This is a genomic window from Haliea salexigens DSM 19537, from assembly GCF_000423125.1.
In the GTDB taxonomy this organism is placed as follows: Bacteria; Pseudomonadota; Gammaproteobacteria; order Pseudomonadales; family Halieaceae; genus Haliea; species Haliea salexigens.
Window position 1 is genome coordinate 15,775 of sequence record NZ_AUHJ01000009.1, and the last position, 19,408, is coordinate 35,182.

At 59.5% G+C, this 19,408-nt stretch carries 13 protein-coding genes; 4 read left to right on the top strand and 9 right to left on the bottom strand.

Annotated features, from left to right (window positions below):
• Nucleotides 1–9 precede the first annotated feature (9 nt).
• Nucleotides 10–1,290 carry an acetyl-CoA hydrolase/transferase family protein gene (locus G533_RS0111370; protein ID WP_027950057.1) on the bottom strand — a complete coding sequence of 427 codons (1,281 nt, stop codon included), beginning with the start codon at nucleotides 1,288–1,290 and terminating at the stop codon, nucleotides 10–12.
• 24 nt (nucleotides 1,291–1,314) lie between these two features.
• The gene (locus G533_RS0111375) at nucleotides 1,315–2,874 is read right to left on the bottom strand and encodes a bifunctional GNAT family N-acetyltransferase/carbon-nitrogen hydrolase family protein (RefSeq protein WP_027950058.1); all 1,560 of its coding nucleotides are present in this window, start codon (nucleotides 2,872–2,874) and stop codon (nucleotides 1,315–1,317) included.
• A 316-nt stretch (nucleotides 2,875–3,190) separates the two neighbouring features.
• On the opposite strand from G533_RS0111375, the gene G533_RS21705 reads away from it, so the two are divergent.
• Both G533_RS21705 and G533_RS0111385 read left to right on the top strand, forming a co-directional pair.
• Complete coding sequence (locus G533_RS21705; protein ID WP_051230236.1) at nucleotides 3,191–4,420, top strand: MFS transporter; 1,230 nt, start codon at nucleotides 3,191–3,193, stop codon at nucleotides 4,418–4,420.
• A gap of 58 nt (nucleotides 4,421–4,478) precedes the next feature.
• The gene (locus G533_RS0111385; RefSeq protein WP_027950059.1) at nucleotides 4,479–5,399 is read left to right on the top strand and encodes a TauD/TfdA dioxygenase family protein; all 921 of its coding nucleotides are present in this window, start codon (nucleotides 4,479–4,481) and stop codon (nucleotides 5,397–5,399) included.
• Nucleotides 5,400–5,423: 24 nt separating this feature from the next.
• On the opposite strand, the gene amt is transcribed toward G533_RS0111385, so the two are convergent.
• The 5 genes from amt to ectB all read right to left on the bottom strand — a co-directional run bounded on the left by amt (nucleotide 5,424) and on the right by ectB (nucleotide 13,481).
• Nucleotides 5,424–8,837 (bottom strand): ammonium transporter, encoded by a 3,414-nt coding sequence (amt, locus tag G533_RS0111390; protein ID WP_027950060.1) that lies wholly within the window; start codon nucleotides 8,835–8,837, stop codon nucleotides 5,424–5,426.
• 279 nt (nucleotides 8,838–9,116) lie between these two features.
• Nucleotides 9,117–10,115 (bottom strand): L-histidine N(alpha)-methyltransferase, encoded by a 999-nt coding sequence (gene egtD, locus G533_RS0111395; protein ID WP_051230237.1) that lies wholly within the window; start codon nucleotides 10,113–10,115, stop codon nucleotides 9,117–9,119.
• Nucleotides 10,116–10,117: 2 nt separating this feature from the next.
• A complete protein-coding gene (gene egtB, locus G533_RS0111400; RefSeq protein ID WP_035527780.1) occupies nucleotides 10,118–11,389 on the bottom strand; it encodes an ergothioneine biosynthesis protein EgtB in 1,272 nt (423 codons plus the stop codon).
• Nucleotides 11,382–12,014 (bottom strand): PhzF family phenazine biosynthesis protein, encoded by a 633-nt coding sequence (locus G533_RS0111405; RefSeq protein ID WP_027950063.1) that lies wholly within the window; start codon nucleotides 12,012–12,014, stop codon nucleotides 11,382–11,384. Before G533_RS0111405 ends, egtB begins: the two co-directional genes overlap by 8 nt.
• A 213-nt stretch (nucleotides 12,015–12,227) precedes the next feature.
• On the bottom strand, nucleotides 12,228–13,481 hold the full coding sequence (gene ectB, locus G533_RS0111410; protein WP_027950064.1) for a diaminobutyrate--2-oxoglutarate transaminase: 1,254 nt from the start codon (nucleotides 13,479–13,481) through the stop codon (nucleotides 12,228–12,230).
• Nucleotides 13,482–13,708: 227 nt separating this feature from the next.
• On the opposite strand from ectB, the gene G533_RS0111415 reads away from it, so the two are divergent.
• A complete protein-coding gene (locus G533_RS0111415; RefSeq protein WP_027950065.1) occupies nucleotides 13,709–15,970 on the top strand; it encodes a TonB-dependent receptor in 2,262 nt (753 codons plus the stop codon).
• On the opposite strand, the gene G533_RS0111420 is transcribed toward G533_RS0111415, so the two are convergent.
• Both G533_RS0111420 and G533_RS0111425 read right to left on the bottom strand, forming a co-directional pair.
• Complete coding sequence (locus tag G533_RS0111420) at nucleotides 15,949–17,790, bottom strand: arylsulfatase (RefSeq protein ID WP_240472421.1); 1,842 nt, start codon at nucleotides 17,788–17,790, stop codon at nucleotides 15,949–15,951. The two genes, G533_RS0111415 and G533_RS0111420, sit on opposite strands and share 22 nt — an antisense overlap.
• A complete protein-coding gene (locus tag G533_RS0111425; RefSeq protein WP_240472422.1) occupies nucleotides 17,791–18,177 on the bottom strand; it encodes a hypothetical protein in 387 nt (128 codons plus the stop codon). It lies immediately after the preceding gene.
• A 153-nt stretch (nucleotides 18,178–18,330) separates the two neighbouring features.
• Between G533_RS0111425 and G533_RS0111430 the strand changes: the two genes are divergently transcribed.
• Nucleotides 18,331–19,401 (top strand): MBL fold metallo-hydrolase, encoded by a 1,071-nt coding sequence (locus G533_RS0111430; protein ID WP_027950068.1) that lies wholly within the window; start codon nucleotides 18,331–18,333, stop codon nucleotides 19,399–19,401.
• The last annotated feature ends 7 nt before the right edge of the window (nucleotides 19,402–19,408 follow it).

Genomic DNA, 19,408 nt, shown 5'->3' on the forward strand with positions numbered 1-19,408 from the left:
GAGCGGCGCCTACAGGTTCAACTTCAGAGTATCCCGCGCCTGCCGCGCCAGCTCCTCCTGAAAGCTCGGGTGGGATATGGCCACAAGGTCCCTGGCCCGCTCACGCAGTGAGCGGCCCCGGAGCTTGGCGACGCCGTATTCCGTCACCACATAGTCAACCTGCGCACGCGTAGTCACCACCCCCGCGCCACTGGCCAGCGCCGCCACCAGCCGCGAGGACTGGCCGTCGCGCACCGTGCTGGGCAGCGCGATAATGCTCTTTCCGTGCTCTGAGTATGTGGCGCCGATGACGAAATCGACCTGGCCACCAACGCCCGAGTAAATCCGGTGACCAATCGAATCGGCGCAAACCTGCCCGGAAAGATCAATCTGCAAGGCACTGTTGATCGACGTTACCCGAGGATTCTTGGCGATGACGGTGGGATTGTTGACGAACTCCACATCAAGAAAAGCCACCTCCGGATTATCGTGCACAAAGTCGTATAACGCCTCACTACCCAGCGCAAAGCTGGTCACGGTTCTGCCGCGAGCGATGCGTTTCCGTGAGTTGTCAATCACACCCGCTTCAAGGAGAGGCAACACGCCGCTGGAGAACATTTCCGTATGAACCCCCAGATGCTGACGATCGCCGAGGCAACGCAAGGCGGCATCCGGGATGGAGCCAATACCCATCTGTAAACACGCACCGTCTTCCACCAGCGACGCAACATGCGCCCCAATACGTTCTTCCGTATCGCCCCGCCGACTCTCACTGACCTCCATAGGCGCCTCATCGAGCTCAAACGCCGTGTGAATATTGCGGGTATTGATAAAACCGTCGCCATGCGTGCGCGGCATACGTGGATTGATATGGGCAATAATCCGCCCCGCAACTTCACAGGCGGCCGCAGTCGCCTCAACGGAAATACCCAGGGAGCAATTGCCATGACGGTCTGGCGGTGAGACCTGCACGAGCACGGTATCGATTTTCTGTTCCCGCCGACGAAACAGCTTGGGCAATTCCGACAGGAAAAGGGGCACATAATCTGCCCGACCCTGGTTAATCAACTCGCGGGTTTGCTTGCCGGCAAAGAAACAGCGGTGTCGCAGGTGCCCGTCAAGCTCAGGTGCCGTAACCGCGTCGGCGTTCTCCAGGTGCAATTGCATCAGCGTGATGTTGCTGTGGGACAGCGCATGACGGGCGAGTGCATCAAGCAGCCGCGTCGGCGTGGCTGCCATGGAGTGGCACCAGACAAACTCATCGGAACCGATATGCTCAACCGCCTGTTCAGCGCTGCTTACAAGTCGCAACTCTATCTCCCATTGTGATGTGACTCAGTCTTTAGAGCGCTCTTCCAGCCATCTGACCTGGTACAAATCCCTTCTTCGGTCGAGGAAATTACGCACAGAGCCTTCATTGCGCAACTTGTTCAGCTTCTCGAGATCAAGGTCGACAATCAATGTCATTTCCGTGTTCGGCGTTGTTTCAGCCATGATGGCATCGTGGGGAAACGCGAAATCCGAGGGTGAGAAAACCGCCGACTGGGCATATTGAATATCAGCGCCGTCCACCTTGGGCAGGTTGCCCACACTACCGGCCATTGCCACGTAGCACTCATTCTCGATCGCGCGCGCCTGCGCGCAACAGCGCACACGAAGATAGGCATTTTTTGTGTCCGTCCAGAAAGGCACAAACAGCATTTGCATGTCCTGCTCTGATTGCAGGCGCGCGAGCTCTGGGAACTCCACGTCGTAGCAGATGAGAATACCGATCTTGCCAAAGTCGGTGTCAAATACCCTGAGCTTGTCGCCACCGTGCATGGTCCATGCACGCGCCTCATAGGGTGTTGGGTGAATCTTATACTGTGAATCAAGGGTACCGTCACGGCGACACAAATAAGCCACGTTCAACAACTCATCGTTTTCCAGAACGGGAACCGAGCCCGCGATGATGTTTATGTTGTAGGACACTGCCAGCTTCGATGTCGCGTCAACGATCTCATCGCTGAAGCTGGCCAGGGCCTTTATCGCGTCTACAGAAGTTCGATGCTGCTCCAGCCCCATCAACGGTGCGTTGAAGAACTCCGGGAACAGTGCCAAGTCACACTGATAATCCGAGAGCGCATCAACAAAGAACTCGACTTGCTGAATCAATTCTTCTACGGACTTGAGCGGCCGCATCTGCCACTGCACACACCCGACTCTTGCCGTCGACCGGGTGGCTCCAATCAGCGGTGCCTTGCCAGGGTCGTAGTACAGGTTGTTCCACTCCAGCAGGGTGGCGTATCCATGGGATTCCTTGTCCTCTGGCAAGTAGTTTTTCAGTACGCGTTTGACATCGAAATCGTTGGACAGCTGAAAACTCAATATGGGGTCGTACAGTTCCTTTCGCTTCACACACTCGATATAGGCTTGCGGGGTCATCTCACTGGCGTGATCCTCGTAATTTGGAATGCGCCCACCCGCGACTATGCTTTTCAGGTTCAGGTTCTGGCACAACTCTTTGCGTGCCTCGTAGAGACGCCTGCCGAGACGCATACCGTGGTAATCCGGGGACACACAGACCTCCACGCCATACAGCACATCCCCTTTAGGGTCATGCGTGGTGAGGTACGCGTCGCCTGTTATTTCATCGTAGGTGTGCTGGTCACCAAATTTGTCATAATCCACAATGACGGAGAGGGCCGCCGCGACAACAACGCCATGATCTTCAATACAGATCTGCCCTTCAGCGAACGCGGTTAACTGTGCCTGGAATTTCTCTCTCGGCCAGGCACCCCCCAGATCCGGGTAAACCCGGTCCATAATCGCCTTTAAATCGGCGTAATCATCAATTGTAAGATGACGAAGGGTAAGCTTGTGCTCCGATCCCTCTCCTGCGGCGTTATCTACCATTCTCAGTTCCCGATTGCTGTCAGCTGACGCGTCGTCATGTGGCCGTAAAGTATACGCGAACGTAAAATCCGGCAGGTAGTTCTTTCCAGCGCGAAGGCGATGAGAGCAGGCGTGGCCGAGCGGTCAACACCCTTTGAAAAAAACGCTCGCGAATCGGCCACCGGTATAGATCATTGCCTTGACGCTGCTGCCCGTGGAACTTAGTCTCAGGGCTTTCCAATGATAATAAGCCAACTCTATGCCCAGTTCTCTGGACACAACCGCGGCCGCTAACGTTTCCACGACGAGCAGCGCTGAGCGCCGCACTGCAAACCTGATGGCAGTTTTGGCGTTTCTGGCCCACAACGCAGCGGTCGGGCTGTGCTACGGCTCTTTTGGCGTACTGGTGATGGAGTTTGAGCGCCATTTCAGTGCAGGCCGCGCCCAAACCTCTCTCGCTTTTTCGCTGGTGGTGCTGGCGAGCGGTTTGATGGCGCCCTTTGTGGGTGCACTGCTGGGCCGCGTGCAGATCCGCTCGGTGATGATCAGCGGTGCAGTGCTTGCGAGTGCGGGGTTCTTTTGCCTGCCACTCACCCAGCAACCTGCCATTATGCTGGCCTGCTTCGCCTTGCTGATCGGCCCGGGGATCAGTTTCCTTGGGCTCTTGCCCGCTGTCACACTGGTCAACAACTGGTTTACCCAGCGCCAGGGGCTGGTGCTGGGACTGGTGATGATGCCCGTCGCGGTCACCGTAGTACCGTTAATCGTAGTGGAACTGCTGCCGACGCTCGGTTTTGAGACATTGTTGCGCGGCATCGGTGTCGTTTACCTGTTGATTATCCCCGCACTGCTTCTCGTCAAGGACAGTCCAGAGCACTGGCGCGCCACCTCCAGGGACCGCGAAGATGCAGATGACAAAGGCGATGTTCAGCCCGCGCACCAACAGCGACCGTCAGTTGCGGACGTGCTGAAACATCCTGCATTTCTGCCGCTGGTCATCGCCACTGGCCTCATGATGGGTGCCGGCGTCGCCAAAAACACCCACATGGTACCGCTACTGGTAGAGAGCCACTGGTCGATGGAAAAGGCCACGCTGCTACTCGCAATCTCAGGGGGCTGTGCGGTGCTGGGCTCGCTGTTACTGGGTTGGCTGGCGGACCGGTACAACGCCGCGGCGGTGATCGCTTTGAATGCTCTGCTGCAGGCTGTGGTGTGGTTGATCCTTATCACCCCTGCCTCATTCGCATTGCTGGTGCTGGATGCGGTACTCATCGGCATGTGTATCGGTGGTATTTCCACGGCCAAGGCCGTGGTGGTGTCTCGCGTTTTCGGTCGCCGGCACTTCGCTTTTGTCAGTGGCCTGATGGGGTTTTGCACCTTGCCTCTCTTGTTTACCTTGTCACCACTGATGGGGTTATTGCGGGAAACCAGTGGTGGATACGTACTGCCCATTTCACTGATCATCGGCGGGTTTTGTGTCGCGGCCGCCTGCATGTGGCTGGTAAGCGGGGTGGAGCGCCGCCACCCGGACGCCACGCAGGCGGAATTGGCACCGGTAGCCCCTTGACGACTGCCAAGGCCCGATACTTTCACTCGCCCCCATAACTCAGCCGGAGCAGCACACTATGCAGCAATTCGAAGTTTCCCCATTGGAAGGCGGTATCGGCGCCGAGGTTCGAGGACTGGACCTCAGCCGTGAGATTGGCGATTCGGTGCGTGAAGCCATGATGGAAGCCTGGCTGGATGCCGGCATTCTACTGTTTCGAGGCATTGGCGACAGCCCGGAAAAGCAGCTGGCCCTGAGCCGCGCATTCGGCGAGCTGGAAGTACACCCCATCGAGAACATCCGCGTTGAGGGCTACCCTGAACTCATCTGGCTCTCAAACCGCAAGAGCGACGAAACAGCCCCGGTCTACCATTACGACGGGGTGGCCACAGTCGGCCGCATTCCCTGGCACAGCGACCTCGTCTACACCACTACGCCCAACCGCGGCGCGCTACTGCGTATGCTGGAGATGCCGTACTCTGGCGGACAAACGGGCTGGATTGATACCGCGGCGGCCTACGACGCTCTGCCGGAGACGACCAAGCAGCGTATCGAGCACCTCGAAGCACGGTTTAGCTTTATTGCCGACCCACGGGAAATGCGCTTCGGTCGGCCCAACGTGGAACGCCACGATGAAACCAACCTGGAAAAGGAAAAAGCCTTCTACCCGCATTTTCCGGACACCCTCCACCCGCTGGTGTGGCGCCACCCGGTGAGCGGTCGCAAGGCTCTGTGTGTCAGTCCGCTGCACTTACGCGAGGTCGTGGACCTGCCACAGCAAGAGGGAGACGCCCTGCTGCGCGAGCTTGTTGCACACGCAACCGATTCACGGTTCAGCTATGTACACGCGTGGCAGCCGAACGACATGGTGCTCTGGGACAATTTGCGCAGCATGCACCGCGCCTTTGGCAACCCGCCGGATGCCTCCCGCCTGGTGCACCGCACCACGCTGAAGAGCACCGTGACAATGGGGCGACTGGTGCCCACTGCAAACAACTGACAGTATCGCAGGGCAAACCCGGCGTTAGCGCGGCATAACCCGGACTCTGCCCAGCTGCTCCAGGGGCGCCGGCTCGCCAATCAGGTAACCCTGGACAAAGTCCACACCAATATCGCGTAGCAGGTCCAGCGTGCTCTGATCTTCAACAAACTCGGCAATCGTCTTCAGCCCCATGATATGGGCGATATTATTGATTGAGGCCACCATCGCCTGGTCGATTTCACAGCGCGCGATATCACGAATGAAAATACCATCAATCTTCAGGTAGTCTACATCCAGCTTCTTCAGGTAGCCGAAGGACGAGAGGCCGCTGCCAAAGTCATCGAGCGCAAAGCGACAGCCCAGTTGGCGCAATTCCGCAATAAATCGTCGGGCCGCCTCCGGATCGTTCATCGCGGCAGTCTCGGTAATCTCGAAGGAAAGATAACGCGCGGGAATCCGGTGCTGGGCGATGAGGTCTTTAATCAACTGCAGGCATTCCGCACTGCCAATCGACACACCCGACAGGTTGATGGCGCAGTGAATGGGCTTCTGTTGCGAATGCAGCCTGTCACCCACCCAGGCGAGCGTGTTGCGCACCACCCACTGGTCGATCAGCGGCATAAGATCGTAGCGTTCGGCAGCCGGTATGAAAGCGCCCGGGGGCACGACTTGATCCCGGTCATCAAGCATACGCACAAAAATCTCTATGTGGGAGATCTCGCCGAGCTCTGACGTCAAGGCACTAATCGGCTGGTAGAACAACCGCAGGCGATCACTATCAATCGCCTGTTGAATCTGAGTCGCCCATTGCATCTGCCCCTTGCGATGAATCAGTTCCTCATCGCCCATGACGTAGACATGCACCCGGTTCCGCCCCGCCTCTTTGGCCGCGTAACAGGCACTGTCAGCAACGCTGAGCAGCTCATCCAGCGAAGGACAATCGGGGCCAAACGGCACCAGACCAATGCTCACCCCCACGGAAAAGATCTGCTCCTGCCAGGCAAAGCGGAAGTCTCTGACCGCGATGCGGAGGTCCTCGGCGATGTCTCGAGCCCGCTCTGCAGGGCAGTTGGCGAGCAGGATTCCAAACTCATCACCGCCTAGACGCGCCAGGGTATCGTTCTGCCGCAGCAGCGACTTGAGTTCATGGGCCAGTCGACGCAGCAACAGGTCCCCGGCGCGATGACCGCAGGTATCATTAACAATCTTGAACTGGTCCAGATCCAGATAGAGAACGACATGTTCGCTGTTGTCAGAGCGGGCTGCAATGACCAGCTGATCCAGCCGACGCTCAAACTCCCGCCTGTTTATAAGACCGGTCAGGCTGTCGTGTACGGCCTGAAATGTCAGCCGGGCCTGTAGTTCGCTGTTGCGCGTGATGTCCTGCATGGCCAGCACCCAACCCACGCTGGTTCCAGCAGCATCGCGAAGGGGCGCGCAGTTTACCTGTACCCGCGCAGGTTCCCTGTTTCTGCCTTGCAGTTGCAATTGCTGGTACTCCCCAGCAGGCCGCATGTCCCGGCACAGCGCTGCGATCGAAATGCTCTCCTCCCCACCATCCAGAAGCTTCACAACCGTATCGATTTCCTCACCGTAGGCACTGGCGCTGCTCCACCCGGTCAACATTCTGGCGACTGGGTTGAGGTAGACCACATTGAAACCGGCATCGCAGGTGATAACAGCTTCCGTAATGGCCTCCAGGGTTACCTGAGCCAACTCCGAATGGCGGTGCAGCCGTTCCTCCATCCGCTTGCGCTCACTGATGTCTCGCACAACCGCACTGTACTGTATGCCCGTTTCAACCGGACTGGCAGCGGTAATGACTTCAATGGGGACAGGCTCTCCCTGGCCATCGCGACCACTCAACTCATGGGGTCCTTCATTGCCGCCCGCAGCCAGCAGCGTCAATAGAGAATCCATTGCGGCTCCCGGATAGCGGGCGCTGTTTTCTTCATGCAGTAATACACCGACGGGGTGGCCAACGAGTTGCGGCGCGACACGACCGAAGATCTGCTCCGCACCGGGGTTGACGCTGGTGATAATGCCGCGCTCGCTGAACGTGACCACGCCATCTCGCATGTCCTGGAGTATGAGGCGGGTGCGACTGATGACCTGACTGAGCTTGGACATGACCTGATTGTACTTTCCGGCTATCTGTCCCACTTCCGTGAACGGCTCAACCGGCATTTTTTGTGTCATGTCTCCGCTAAGCTCCTGCTCATTCATGGCGCGCAGGAGCTGCGCCAGCTCCGTGGACGCACCGTGCTCGGAGCTGTTCAACCCCTCCTGCTCTGCTTCCGCAGACACTCTGAGAGGAATGAAGCGACGCACAATCAACAGGAAGAGAATCGTCACCGTGAACGCCCATGCTCCGCAGATGAGAATGCCCTGCAGCTGAACCAGGACTTGAGCACCACGGGAGAGCCCGGTTCCCAGCAACGTTGGATCGCCAAAGAGGGCGACCGCCAGCGTGCCCCAGATACCCGCGCCGAGGTGCACCGGAACCGCGCCTATGGCGTCATCCAGTTGCAATTTGAGCAGCAGGTGCTCTGTTGCTCGCATACACAGGGCGCCAATCAGGCCGATGCAGGCAGCCTCAGGTGTCGTTACGGCATGACAACCCGCCGTAACCGCTACGAGTGCCGCGAGAGTGCCATTAATGGTCAACTGCGGCGTCTGGTTTCGCCCAGGCTGTAGGTGGCCGAGCAGCATGCCCGTCATGCCCCCTACCGCCGCAGCCACCAGCGTGTTGACAATGATCCCCGGAATGGCCGCGGAAAAGCTGAGGGTGCTGCCGCCGTTGAAACCCACCCAGCCGATAACGAAGAACATCATACCCAGCATGGCAAACGGAAGATTACTGCCTGGAATGTTGATCGCAGTGCCGCTGGCGAACCGCCCCAGACGCGGGCCAATCACAATAATCGCCGCCAGGGCGACCCAGCCACCGGTACTGTGCACCACTGTACTGCCGGCGAAGTCGACAAAGCCGCGTGCGGCCAACCAACCAGGAGGCCCGACAAGCGCACCGCCCCATGCAATATGGCCAAAGGCAGGGTAGATCACCATCGCGATTAGAGCGGTGAGCAAAAGGTAGGTGACAAACCGGGCGCGCTCCGCGATCGCCCCAGATACAATCGTTGCCGCAGTCGCACAGAATGTCAGTTGGAAAATAAAGAAGCAGGCGTGCCAGAAATCGCGGTGAGTGAAATCGGCGGCAAACATACTGATGTCCAGCACTACCCCCTGATGGGCACCGAACATCAAGCCAAAACCCAGCAGCCAGAACAGACCGCTCGCCACCAACAAATCCAGGGCGTTCTTCAGGGCTACGTTGATCGCGTTCTTGCTCCTCGTCAGCCCGGACTCAAGACACAGGAAGCCGCCCTGCATCACGAGCACAAGAACTGCGGCAAGAAGTAGCCAAAGGGCGTCGAAAGCTTGCTGGTCCGTCACGTAGTGGCCCGCATATTGAGAGGAGGTACCTGCTACATCACGGCAATTTCCGTGCCAGACTCATTCTGCGCAAGAGCGTGAAGACGAGTCGCCATGCTCCGCTTGTTTTCTCGCCAAGCACAGCCCCCAGACACCGACGACGTTTACACCGGCCCTGGATTCGCGGCAGCCTGCGCCAAAAAGAAGCGCGATGCTGCACCTGATTGGCGCAAGGCAGCGTCCATTGCCAAGAAATGGTGCCTCCACACGGCATCAGCGCGAACAAGGAAGGCCAGAACTCTAGGCGACCGTCAGATAATGAACGCTGAACAGCTCATCCGCATCCAGCCAGCTCTTTTCCAACGCAAAACCGGCAGACTCGCTCAAGGCTGAAAAGTGTTGCAGGCTGTATTTGTAAGAGTTCTCGGTGTGCAGTGTCTCGCCCTGCCTGAAGTGGATACTGCGCCCGTTCACCGCAACCGTCTGCGCCTCGTTGCTGACCAGGTGCATTTCAATGCGTTTGAGCTCGCTGTTGTAGAAGGCCCGGTGTGAAAATGCATCCTGCCTGAACTCGCCGTCAGCCTGCCGATTCAGCGCGTTCAGGATATTCAGGTTGAACTGGGCGGTGACACCACGGGAGTCGTTATAAGCGGCGTTCAGCAGGGCCGCTGACTTGTGCAGATCCACCCCGATCAGGATACCGCCGTCGCGACCCAGCCACCGGCGCAGGCCGGAAAGAAACGCCTGCGCCTGCGAGGGCTCCATATTGCCAATGGTGGAACCCGGGTAGAACACAACGCGGCGCCCCACAGGCAATTGCACCTGCTCCTGCCACGGCGACCCGAAATCCGCACACACCGCGTGGACCTTGAGCCACGGGTATTCACCCCCGAGTTTTACCGCCGTTGCATAGAGAAACTCACTGGAGATATCGACCGGTACATAGGCCGCTGGGCGCAGGGCCTTCAACAGCAACCGAACCTTCTCGCTGTTGCCGCTGCCGGGCTCAATCAGCACACAGCCGGCGCCACAGCAAGCGGCTATTTCAGTGGCATAACCATCGAGAATACCCTTCTCGGTACGGGTCGGGTAGTACTCTGGCTGTTGTGTAATCTGTTCGAACAACTCGGAGCCGCGGACGTCATAAAAATACTTGGGGTCAACCCGCTTCTGCGGCAACTGCAACCCGGCAAGAAGCTCGGCACGACTTTCGGTTTGCGCCGGATGCAGGTTCTCGAACACCACGTTCGCTGGCGCAGCGCCGCGGGCAGGTTGCGTATCATGTCGTTTGCAATCCATGACTAAAGATCTCTCGCCAGACGCAATCCACTGAACTGCCAGCGGTCCTGCGGATAAAAGAAATTTCTATAGGTCGCGCGTACATGCCCCCGCTGGCTGATACAGGACCCACCCCTGAGCACCCACTGATTGGCCATGAACTTGCCGTTGTACTCACCAATGGAGCCGGCACCCGCTTTAAAGCCGGGATAAGGCCGGTAGGCGGACCCCGTCCATTGCCAGCAATCGGCAAATAGTTGCAGCAGCGGGTCGGCGCCACTCGCGGCACTGGGATGCAACCGCGATGGGTCGAATACGGTTTCAGGGCACGGCTGTGCACGAGCGGCGGCCTCCCACTCGAACTCGGTGGGCAGGCGTGCACCCGCCCAACTGGCGTAGGCATCCGCCTCATAGCCGCTCAAGTGGGTAACCGGCTCGTGAGGAACGCGCGGCTGCACGCCGCACAAGGTAAAATGCGCAGGTGCCGAACCCTGTTCAAGCCAGTACAGCGGCCGGCACCAACCCTGTTCCTGCACCACGGCCCAGCCATCTGCCAGCCAGAACTCGGGGCGACGATAACCGCCGTCATCGATAAATGCCTGGTACTCCTCGTTGGTCACCAGCCGGTTCGCCAGTGCATAAGGGTTCAGGTACACCCGGTGAGCAGGGCCTTCGTTGTCGAACGCGAAGCGGGTGTCAGCTGTCGCTTCCGCCTGCGCGCCAACCTCAACCAGGCCGCCGGCATATTCCAGCCACCTGAACGCTTGTGTATCGGAGGGTGCGGTTGATGGCAGCGAGAGTAGTGCCCTGTATGCCGGGTAGAGCGGGTTGGCAAACAATGAATACTTGAGGTCGGTATAGAACAGCTCCTGGTGCTGCTGCTCATGCTCAATGCCAAGGCGGCTGCGCTGCAAAATCCCGACACGCTGCGGGTGTGCGGTATCTTTGAGTAACCGCGCCATGGCGTCGTCAACATGCGAACGGTAGGCCCTGACTTCATTCACGGTAGGGCGCGACAGCAACCCGCGTTGGGGTCGGGAAAACTGCTGCCCGACGCCGTTGTAATAGGAATTGAATAACACCGCGTACTGCGCATTGGGCGTTTCATAGCCGGGAAGAAACGGGATGAGCAGAAATGTTTCGAAGAACCAGCTGGTGTGGGCAAGATGCCATTTTGGCGGACTGGTGAAAGCCTCGGCCTGCAAGCCATAGTCTTCGATGGCCAGTGGCTCGCACGCCGCCAGTGATTGCGCGCGCACCTGCCTGAAATGTTCGTACAACCCCTGCTCAGGCATCGTTGGCGACCTCGCCGGTGGGAATACAATAGCCTCCGACCTCGACATGGTCGGGCGCAAGCCTCGTCATGAGCAGGCCACCCTCGGGCGAACACTGCACAGCGCTCAGTGTGTTGAAACGATGAGACCAGTAATCAGCCAGCACCCTGACGGCCGAACCGGTGGCCGCATCCTCGGGCACACCGTATTGAGGCGCGAAATAGCGCAGCGTGATGGCAGCGTTACCGGACGCGGGTTGTGCTGCGGTGCAAATTACTGCCCGTTGAGACCACTGTGTCAGGCCACGCCCCGGCGGGGAGAGATCCCCGAGGTCATAATCATCCGGCCATTGCAGCACCAGGTAACCGCGCTCACCACCACAGGTCGCTGCAGCCACCGGCTGCGGCTGCTGTGGAAAAACGGCTGCTGTCCACGCGGGCACCGTGGCCGCCACTACGCTCTCACGCCGGAACCTCAACCAGGTAAGGCCATCGCTACGCCAACAATGCACGGTGCTCTGGTGCATGGAAAGTATCAACAGGTCGCGCTGCAGGCGCCGCAGCCAGATGTGTGCTACCGCCAACAGGCCGTGACCACAACACTCGATAGGGTGCACCTGCGGTGTGAAGCAGCGTACAAAAACCACTGGGCCTTCCGTAGCCTCTTCCGCCCACGACTGGCAGACCGTGTGCCTGGAAGCATTCTCAGGCGGAGTCGCAGGGGTGCGGTCAAGAGCCTGCACCAGGCAAACATTACCGCCGACGGATTCCACAGAGAACCCGTCGGCGGCAGGAACGAAGGCGCGAATCGTGTGCTCTGCCACGCTGTGCCGTTATCCGGTAGCCCGCCTCACGCCGCTTCAGGCGTGTTTGCGCGCCACCTCCCGAAACACATCAGCAAAAATATCCAGACCCTCGCGAAGGATATCGTCCTCAATGGTCAACGCCACGAAGAGTTTATTGACATGACCATCCGCGCCACAGGTCTCGCAGACCAGCATGCGCTCGAAAGCCGCAGCGGCTACTTCCGCTGCAAACCCGTCGATGGGCGTTTCGATACCCACCACCAGGCCGCGACCCTTGACCCTGCTGTTCAGCTGCGGAAACTCGTCTCGCAGCGCGCGCAGCGTGTCGAGCACAATCTCGGACTTGCGGTAAACCTCATTCGTCAGGCTGTCATCGGACCAGTACTGGTCGATGAGTTCTTTTGCTGCAACGAAGGCGAGCGAATTGCCGCGGAATGTGCCGGTGTGCTCACCCGGAGACCAGACATCGACCTCCGGATTGATGAGCAGTACTGCCATGGGGTTGCCACCGCCAATGGATTTGGACAGACAGATAAGATCGGGCCTGATCCCCGCCTCTTCAAACGAGAAAAACTTGCCGGTACGGCCATTGCCAACCTGAATGTCGTCAACAATCAGCAGAATGCCATGCTTGCGGCACAGTTTTTCCAGACCCTGCAACCAGGCGCTGGACGCCACATTGATACCGCCTTCGCCTTGCACCGTTTCCACAATCACCGCCGCCGGTGCTTCCAGGCCGGAGCCCTTGTCATCCAGATAGCGCTCAAAAATATACAGGGTGTCCATGTCGCCCAGGAAGCCGTCGAAGGGCATGAAATTCACCGCCCCGCGCGCACCGTAGGATTCATCGCGGTAGGCCTGGTTGCCGGTCACGGCCAGTGCACCCATGGTGTGACCGTGGTAGCCATTGGTGAATGCAACGATCAGGTTGCGCCCTGTGGCCTGCCGGGCAAGCTTCATGGCAGCCTCGGTACAGTTGGTGCCGGTCGGCCCGGTGAACTGGAGCTTGTACTCCATCTGCCGCGGCTCGAGAATCTTCTCGATAAAGGTTTCCAGAAACGCCTTTTTGGCCACGGTGGCCTTGTCGAGGCCATGCGCAATACGCCGATCCCGCAAATACTGGATTTGCGCTTCAACAGCGCGCTCCGGGTTGTGTCCGTAATTCAGCGTCCCGGCACCGGCAAAGAAGTCGATGTAACGACGGCCGTCCTCATCAAACAGTTCCGAGCCAACAGCCTTGTCAAAAACCGTGGGAAATGAGCGGATGTAACCTCTAACCTCGGATTCGTACTCGTCAAAAACTTCCACGGGTAATTTCTCCTGTGCGGGTGCGGATGTTAGGGATGATCGATTATAGCGCAATCGCGCGCGTCGTTCCTGTCGCCGCGGGTCGTTCCCGTCAAACCACCTGCCAGGTGCCACAAACAGGGCCTCACCAGCCCTGCTTGCCGAGGGGATAGTTTCGGCATATTCTATGCCGTTATAAATTGGCATAACACGTGCCGCTAAAAAACAGAAACTCGGGGAACGCCACAATGACTGCAACCCGGCCGCTCGTCGCCGCACTTCTCATTGTCAGCAACGGAGCACTGGCCCAGACCGGGGCCCTGGAGGAGGTGATCGTCACGGCAACCAAACGTGCGGAGAGCCTGCAGGACATTGCCGTCACAGTTACCGCGTTTACCGAAGATGAGATACAACAGGCCAACATCCGCGATGCGTCGGATATTGCCCTGCTGACGCCCTCACTCAACATCAATGCCAATATCAGCCCGTTCAGCACGCGTATTGCCATCCGCGGCATAGGCACACCGGGGTCGACATTTCTTGAACCCTCAGTGGGCACCTTCGTCGATGGGGTCTACCTGAATCGTTCTGGCCTCGCGGTGTCCGACCTGGTGGATGTAGAGCGCATTGAAGTTCTGCAGGGGCCACAAGGCACACTGTACGGCAAGAACACCAACGCCGGCGCCATCAGCATCACCACCAAAGCACCCAAGCTGGACGCCCCCGAGGGCCATCTGGAGGTGACCACCGGCAACTACGCCATGACCCGGCTTACCGGTGCGCTCTCCAGTCCCATCGGCGATACCGTTGCTTTCAGGCTGGCAGGTAATGCACACCAACGCGACGGCTACCTGCAGAACGCTGCCGGCCCGGATCTCAACGACGCTGACGAGTGGAGCCTTGTCGGCAAAGTGCTGTGGGAACCCACCGCACGACTGTCTGTATTGCTGCACACCAGCCACCTGCGGCGCGACATGAATTGCTGCGCGCCGGATTCCGTGCACGACTCAATTGCCGAGCAGGCAATTATCGACCGAGGGTTGCCGCCACTGGGCAGCAATCCGTTTGACCAGCGAACCGCCCAGGACACGCTTACCCCGTTCAAGCAGGAATCCACTGCCGCGTCATTGCATGTCGACTACGAGACAGACTGGGGAATGCTGGAATCGATCACCGCCTGGGACGAGTACGATGTGGAGTCCTCACAGGAAACCAGTCGCTCGGTGTTGGACACCACGTTCCTCAACCAGCCCCAGTCCGGGAACAGCGTCTCCCAGGAACTGCGTTTCAGCGCCAGTACCGACCACGTTGACTACATGGTCGGCCTCTACTACTTCCAGCAGGACACCCGCGAGTTTGAAGGAGAACTGAGCGCACTGGTCGGCGCTGATGTTGGCGTCGGCACAGGAATTTTCGGCCCCCAACTGGGCCTGATCGCGGCCACAGGGGACAGCTCTTTCCAGGACAATCGCTTTGCCACTGAAACCATCGCCCTGTTCAGCCGGGCCAGCTGGCAGGTGAGTGACGATTGGCAATTCACCGCGGGCCTGCGCTGGAGCGAAGAACAAAAGGACGCGGACCTGTTCGTGGCAGTGGAGTCCTCCGCGTTGACAGCACAGAACCCGGAGAATCTGCCAGCACCCCTGCTCGCCCTACTGTCGCAACAGGGGATCTTCCCGCCATTTTCACTGCTCGCCGCCGCCCGCCCGGAAATTGATGAGCGCTTCAGCCGCAAGGCAGACAATGTCGACTGGCTGGCCAGCCTGAGCTACGGCCTGACTGCCCGCAACCTGCTCTTTGCCAGCGTATCCACAGGTACCAAGTCAGGCGGTTTCAATGGTGTGGCCGGCGCCACAGAGGAGCGGGAATTCGACGATGAAGACACCATCAGCTACGAACTGGGCATTAAAAGCACGCTGCTTGATGCGCGCCTGCGCCTCAATTCCACCCTGTTTCTGACGGAGATCAACCAACTGCAAAGCTCGCAACAGGCGGCATCGGGGTTGGGTCAGGTCACCTCCAACCAGGGTGAAGCCGAGGTATCGGGCGTCGACCTGCAGCTGGACGCCCTGCCGGCCCCCAACCTCACTCTGAGCCTGGGTGTGCAGTACCTGCATACCTATGAGTTCACAGAAGGGCCCGACAAGGGCCTCGAGCTGCCGTATGCCGCGGAACTGAGCGGCAGCCTCGCTGCAACGTTCGCCTTGCCTCTGGCGGACGGCAGCGCCTACCTGCGCGGCGACTACACCGTGATGGGAAATCACTGGACCAATTCAGCCAGCACCGGGCAGCTGGAGGACAAGGACCGGCAGGACCGCAGCAACATCAACGTGACCGTCGGCTGGCGCAATGACCGCTGGGCGATCAGTGTGTGGGGCAAGAATCTGGGCGACGAAGAATACGCGGTGCAGACGCTCACGCCGTACCCTGTCACCGACACGGACGCCTACTTCCTTACCCCGCCCAGAACCTATGGGGTGACCCTGCGTTACGATTTCGACCAGGGCTGATCGTCAAGCGTTGCCCGTTGCCTGCGGTAATTCAACCGCATGCGGTAGGCCACCAGAAACGGCAGCAATACCAGCAGCGACAGCAGCAAGATCAAAACTGCATCCGTGTACTGCGCACGCACCGTGTTGGTAACCAGCTGCCGCATCTGTGAATAGCCGGCGGGCAGCGGCAGCACGCCGTTTTCGATCTGGTATTGTGCATAGCGTGCCTGCATGCGCTGGAACAGGCCGGGCCGGTCCCCGGCGAGATCGACAACCTCTCCGGGATCGCGGACGATATCGTATAGATGCCACTGACCATCCCCCAGCGGCGGCCGATTGAGCACCAGCTTGTAATCCCCCTGAAACAGGGCGGCATGACCGGTCAGTTCGTAGCCGACTGCATCGTCTTCTGTGTATACACGCTGTTTTTCACCCCTCAGCAGCGGCGTCAAATCACGCCCCGTTATCGGCTGCACCGGCTGGCCCCCGTATCGCTCGCCCGGCGGCGGCGTGCCAGTGAGCGACAGAATGGTTGGGGTGATATCCGTGGCCCAGGCAAAGGCGGGTAGCACAGCATTGCGGCGCGGCAGGCGCTCTCCGGCAATAATCAGCGGCACCCGCATTCCGCCCTCACCCGTGTAGAATTTATAGAACGCCAGCGGGCTGGCAGCGGCACTGGCAAAACCCGGGCTGATGGTGTTGTAACTCCCTTTGAGGCCGAGGCGAGCATAGTCCACGTGGTAACCCATGAGCGCGGCACCCAGACGGGAAGACAGCGCTGTGGGGTCGACCGGGCCACTGCCCTCACTGCCGTTATCCGACGTGAAAATGAAAATTGTGTTCTCGTAGGCGCCCTGAGACTTGAGGTAGCGGACGAGGCGTCCGAGGTGAAAATCCATGGCTTCAATCATGCCAGCGTAAACCGCCATGCGTTTGGCCTCGTACCGTTTGCGCTGCTCTGTCAGCGCCTGCCAGTCACCGCTGCCCGGCATAGTCCGCAGCGCGGTGTGGGCCGGCACGATCCCCAGCGCCACCGCGCGCTGCAGGCGTTGCTCTCGCAGCACGTCCCAGCCGCTGGCGTACACACCGTGGTAACGGTCGGTAAATGCCTGCGGTGCCTGCACTGGCATGTGCACAGCCATGAACGGGAGGTAGGCGAAGAACGGTTTGCCGTCCTGCAAATTGCTGCCTATAAACTCAATGGTCTTGTCGACAAGAAAGCGCGAGGAATAGAAGTCATCTGGCAGGGTGAAGCGTTCACCGTCCGCAAACCAGTTGGCCTCATCATACAGCGGCAGATAGGGCCGCTGCTCCCAATTGTCAGCACCGGAGTCCATCAGGGCAACGGTGCGCTCGAACCCGCGACGGCTGGGCCGTTTTTCCGGGGTGGCACCCAGGTGCCACTTGCCCGCCATATACGTGTGATATCCAACCCCCTCCAGCAGGGTAGCGACGGTGACCACATTGTCGCCAAGCACCCCCTGGTAATGCCGGTGCCGGCGCTGCTCAGGTGCCAGCATTTCCGGAATATTCGGCACGCCGGCCAGGTGGTTGTTGACACCGGTCAGCAGCATGGCCCGGGCCGGCGCGCAATTGGCCGCCGTATGGTAGTTGGTAAATCGCACACCTTGCCGCGCGAGAGCAGACAGCGTGGGCGTGTTTACCTCGCTGCCATACGGGGCGATGTCCGTGTAGCCCAGGTCATCCGCCAGAATAAAGACGATGTTCGGGCGCGCCGCCGGCAACAGCGCCTCCGCAGCGTGCAGGCCGGGTAGGGGCAAAACAAAAAACAACCACAGCGCCCAGAGCGTATGCAACGCCCGAGGACAGTTGAGCACTCAGCTTTTCTCGGGCAAATAGCGCGCTGCAACCAGCAGAATGATCGACACCAGCACTTCCGGGCCAATCAGGTGCAGTGCCAGCGCGGCATCGTGCAGTAGCCACGCCAGAACGCGGCCAATGGCCGCCAGTGACAACAGCATGATCGCCGGGTAGTACCAGGTGCGCCGGCCGCTGATCAGTGCGATCAGCATGCAGGCTCCCAGCGTGAGAAAGAATGCCGCCATGTCTCCAACCTGAGAGCTCAGTGCAATCCCGTCACCCAGGGTCAGGCCAAAGGATGGCGCAACGCCTGCGGGGGCAATCAGCCAGCGCACCCCACTCACTACAAACAACAATGCGGGCAGCAACACCAGCACACGCAGGACAATTTTTATTCGGGGCATTGGCAGAACTCCTATCATCGCCACAGTATCCTGAGCTGGATTACAGCATGGCGCGCACAATGAGCAAAATCCTATTTTTGACACACTATATGCCATTATGTAACCTGCGACAGGTCAAGTCCATTCGGTCCGCACGCGGCCACGGAGATTGCAATGAGAAAAACAAGCCTGCTGGCCGGCGTGATTGTCATCGCCGCTGTGATCGCCTATAGCCAACGCGCCAACCTCGCTGCACGTGTGCTGGAAAACGGCCTGCCGGCGCGCCTGGGGGCGGACCGGATAGCCGAACTGGAAGACGGGCTGCACCTGGCGCTCTGCGGCGCCGGCGGTCCACTGCCTGCGCCCCGCGCCTCGGGACCCTGCGTCGCCGTCATCGCCGGCAAGTCACTGTTTGTCGTTGATGCGGGTACCGACGGCGTGCGCAACCTCAACCGCATGGGCTATCAGGTCGGCAACATCCAGGGCGTTTTCCTCACACACTTTCACTCCGACCATATTGACGGGCTGGGTGAGATGGGCACGGTGCGCTGGGCCGGCGGCGCCAACGCCACACCACTACCGGTCTACGGCCCGGATGGCGTTGAGCGCGTTGTCGCCGGCTTTAACATGGCATACGCGCAGGATTTTTCCTACCGCCACGCCCACCATGGGGATGCCGTCGCGCCGCTGCGGGGGGCGGGCCTGGACGCCCTGCCGTTTGCCCAGCCCGCGCCGGGCACCCTGACCACGGTACTGGAAGCCGGCGGTCTCAAGATCGAGGCGCTGTCGGTTGACCACGCACCCGTAGAACCTGCGGTGGGTTACCGCTTCACCTACAGGGGGCGATCGTTGCTCATTACCGGTGATACCGTAAAAACGGCGGATATTGAACAGTTCGCACAGGGGGTAGACCTGCTGGTGCACGAAGCGCTGGCGCCCAACCTGGTCAACATGATGCACGAAGCCGCCGTGAAGAATGGCAACACGGTTCTGGCGCAGATCACCCATGACATTCTCGACTACCACGCGAGCCCGGTAGACGCGGCCGAGACCGCGCGTGACGCCGGGGTGGGGCACCTGCTTTACTACCACATTGTCCCCCCCTTGATCATTCCCGGGCAGAAAGCGCTTTTCCTGAACGGCGCGGAGGACATTTTCCCGCACTACACCATCGGCGAAGACGGCGTCAGCTTCTCCCTACCGGCGAACAGCGACGAGATCATCATGACCCGCAAGGGGCTCTGAACGCGCC

Excerpts from the sequence above, each read along its gene's own strand:
- egtD (WP_051230237.1), bottom strand. The coding sequence starts at position 10,115 with ATGGATTGCAAACGACATGATACGCAACCTGCCCGCGGCGCTGCGCCA.
- egtB (WP_035527780.1), bottom strand. The coding sequence starts at position 11,389 with ATGCCTGAGCAGGGGTTGTACGAACATTTCAGGCAGGTGCGCGCGCAA.
- G533_RS0111385 (WP_027950059.1), top strand. The coding sequence starts at position 4,479 with ATGCAGCAATTCGAAGTTTCCCCATTGGAAGGCGGTATCGGCGCCGAG.
- G533_RS0111415 (WP_027950065.1), top strand. The coding sequence starts at position 13,709 with ATGACTGCAACCCGGCCGCTCGTCGCCGCACTTCTCATTGTCAGCAAC.
- G533_RS0111375 (WP_027950058.1), bottom strand. The coding sequence starts at position 2,874 with ATGGTAGATAACGCCGCAGGAGAGGGATCGGAGCACAAGCTTACCCTT.
- G533_RS0111425 (WP_240472422.1), bottom strand. The coding sequence starts at position 18,177 with ATGCCCCGAATAAAAATTGTCCTGCGTGTGCTGGTGTTGCTGCCCGCA.
- G533_RS0111430 (WP_027950068.1), top strand. The coding sequence starts at position 18,331 with ATGAGAAAAACAAGCCTGCTGGCCGGCGTGATTGTCATCGCCGCTGTG.
- G533_RS21705 (WP_051230236.1), top strand. The coding sequence starts at position 3,191 with ATGGCAGTTTTGGCGTTTCTGGCCCACAACGCAGCGGTCGGGCTGTGC.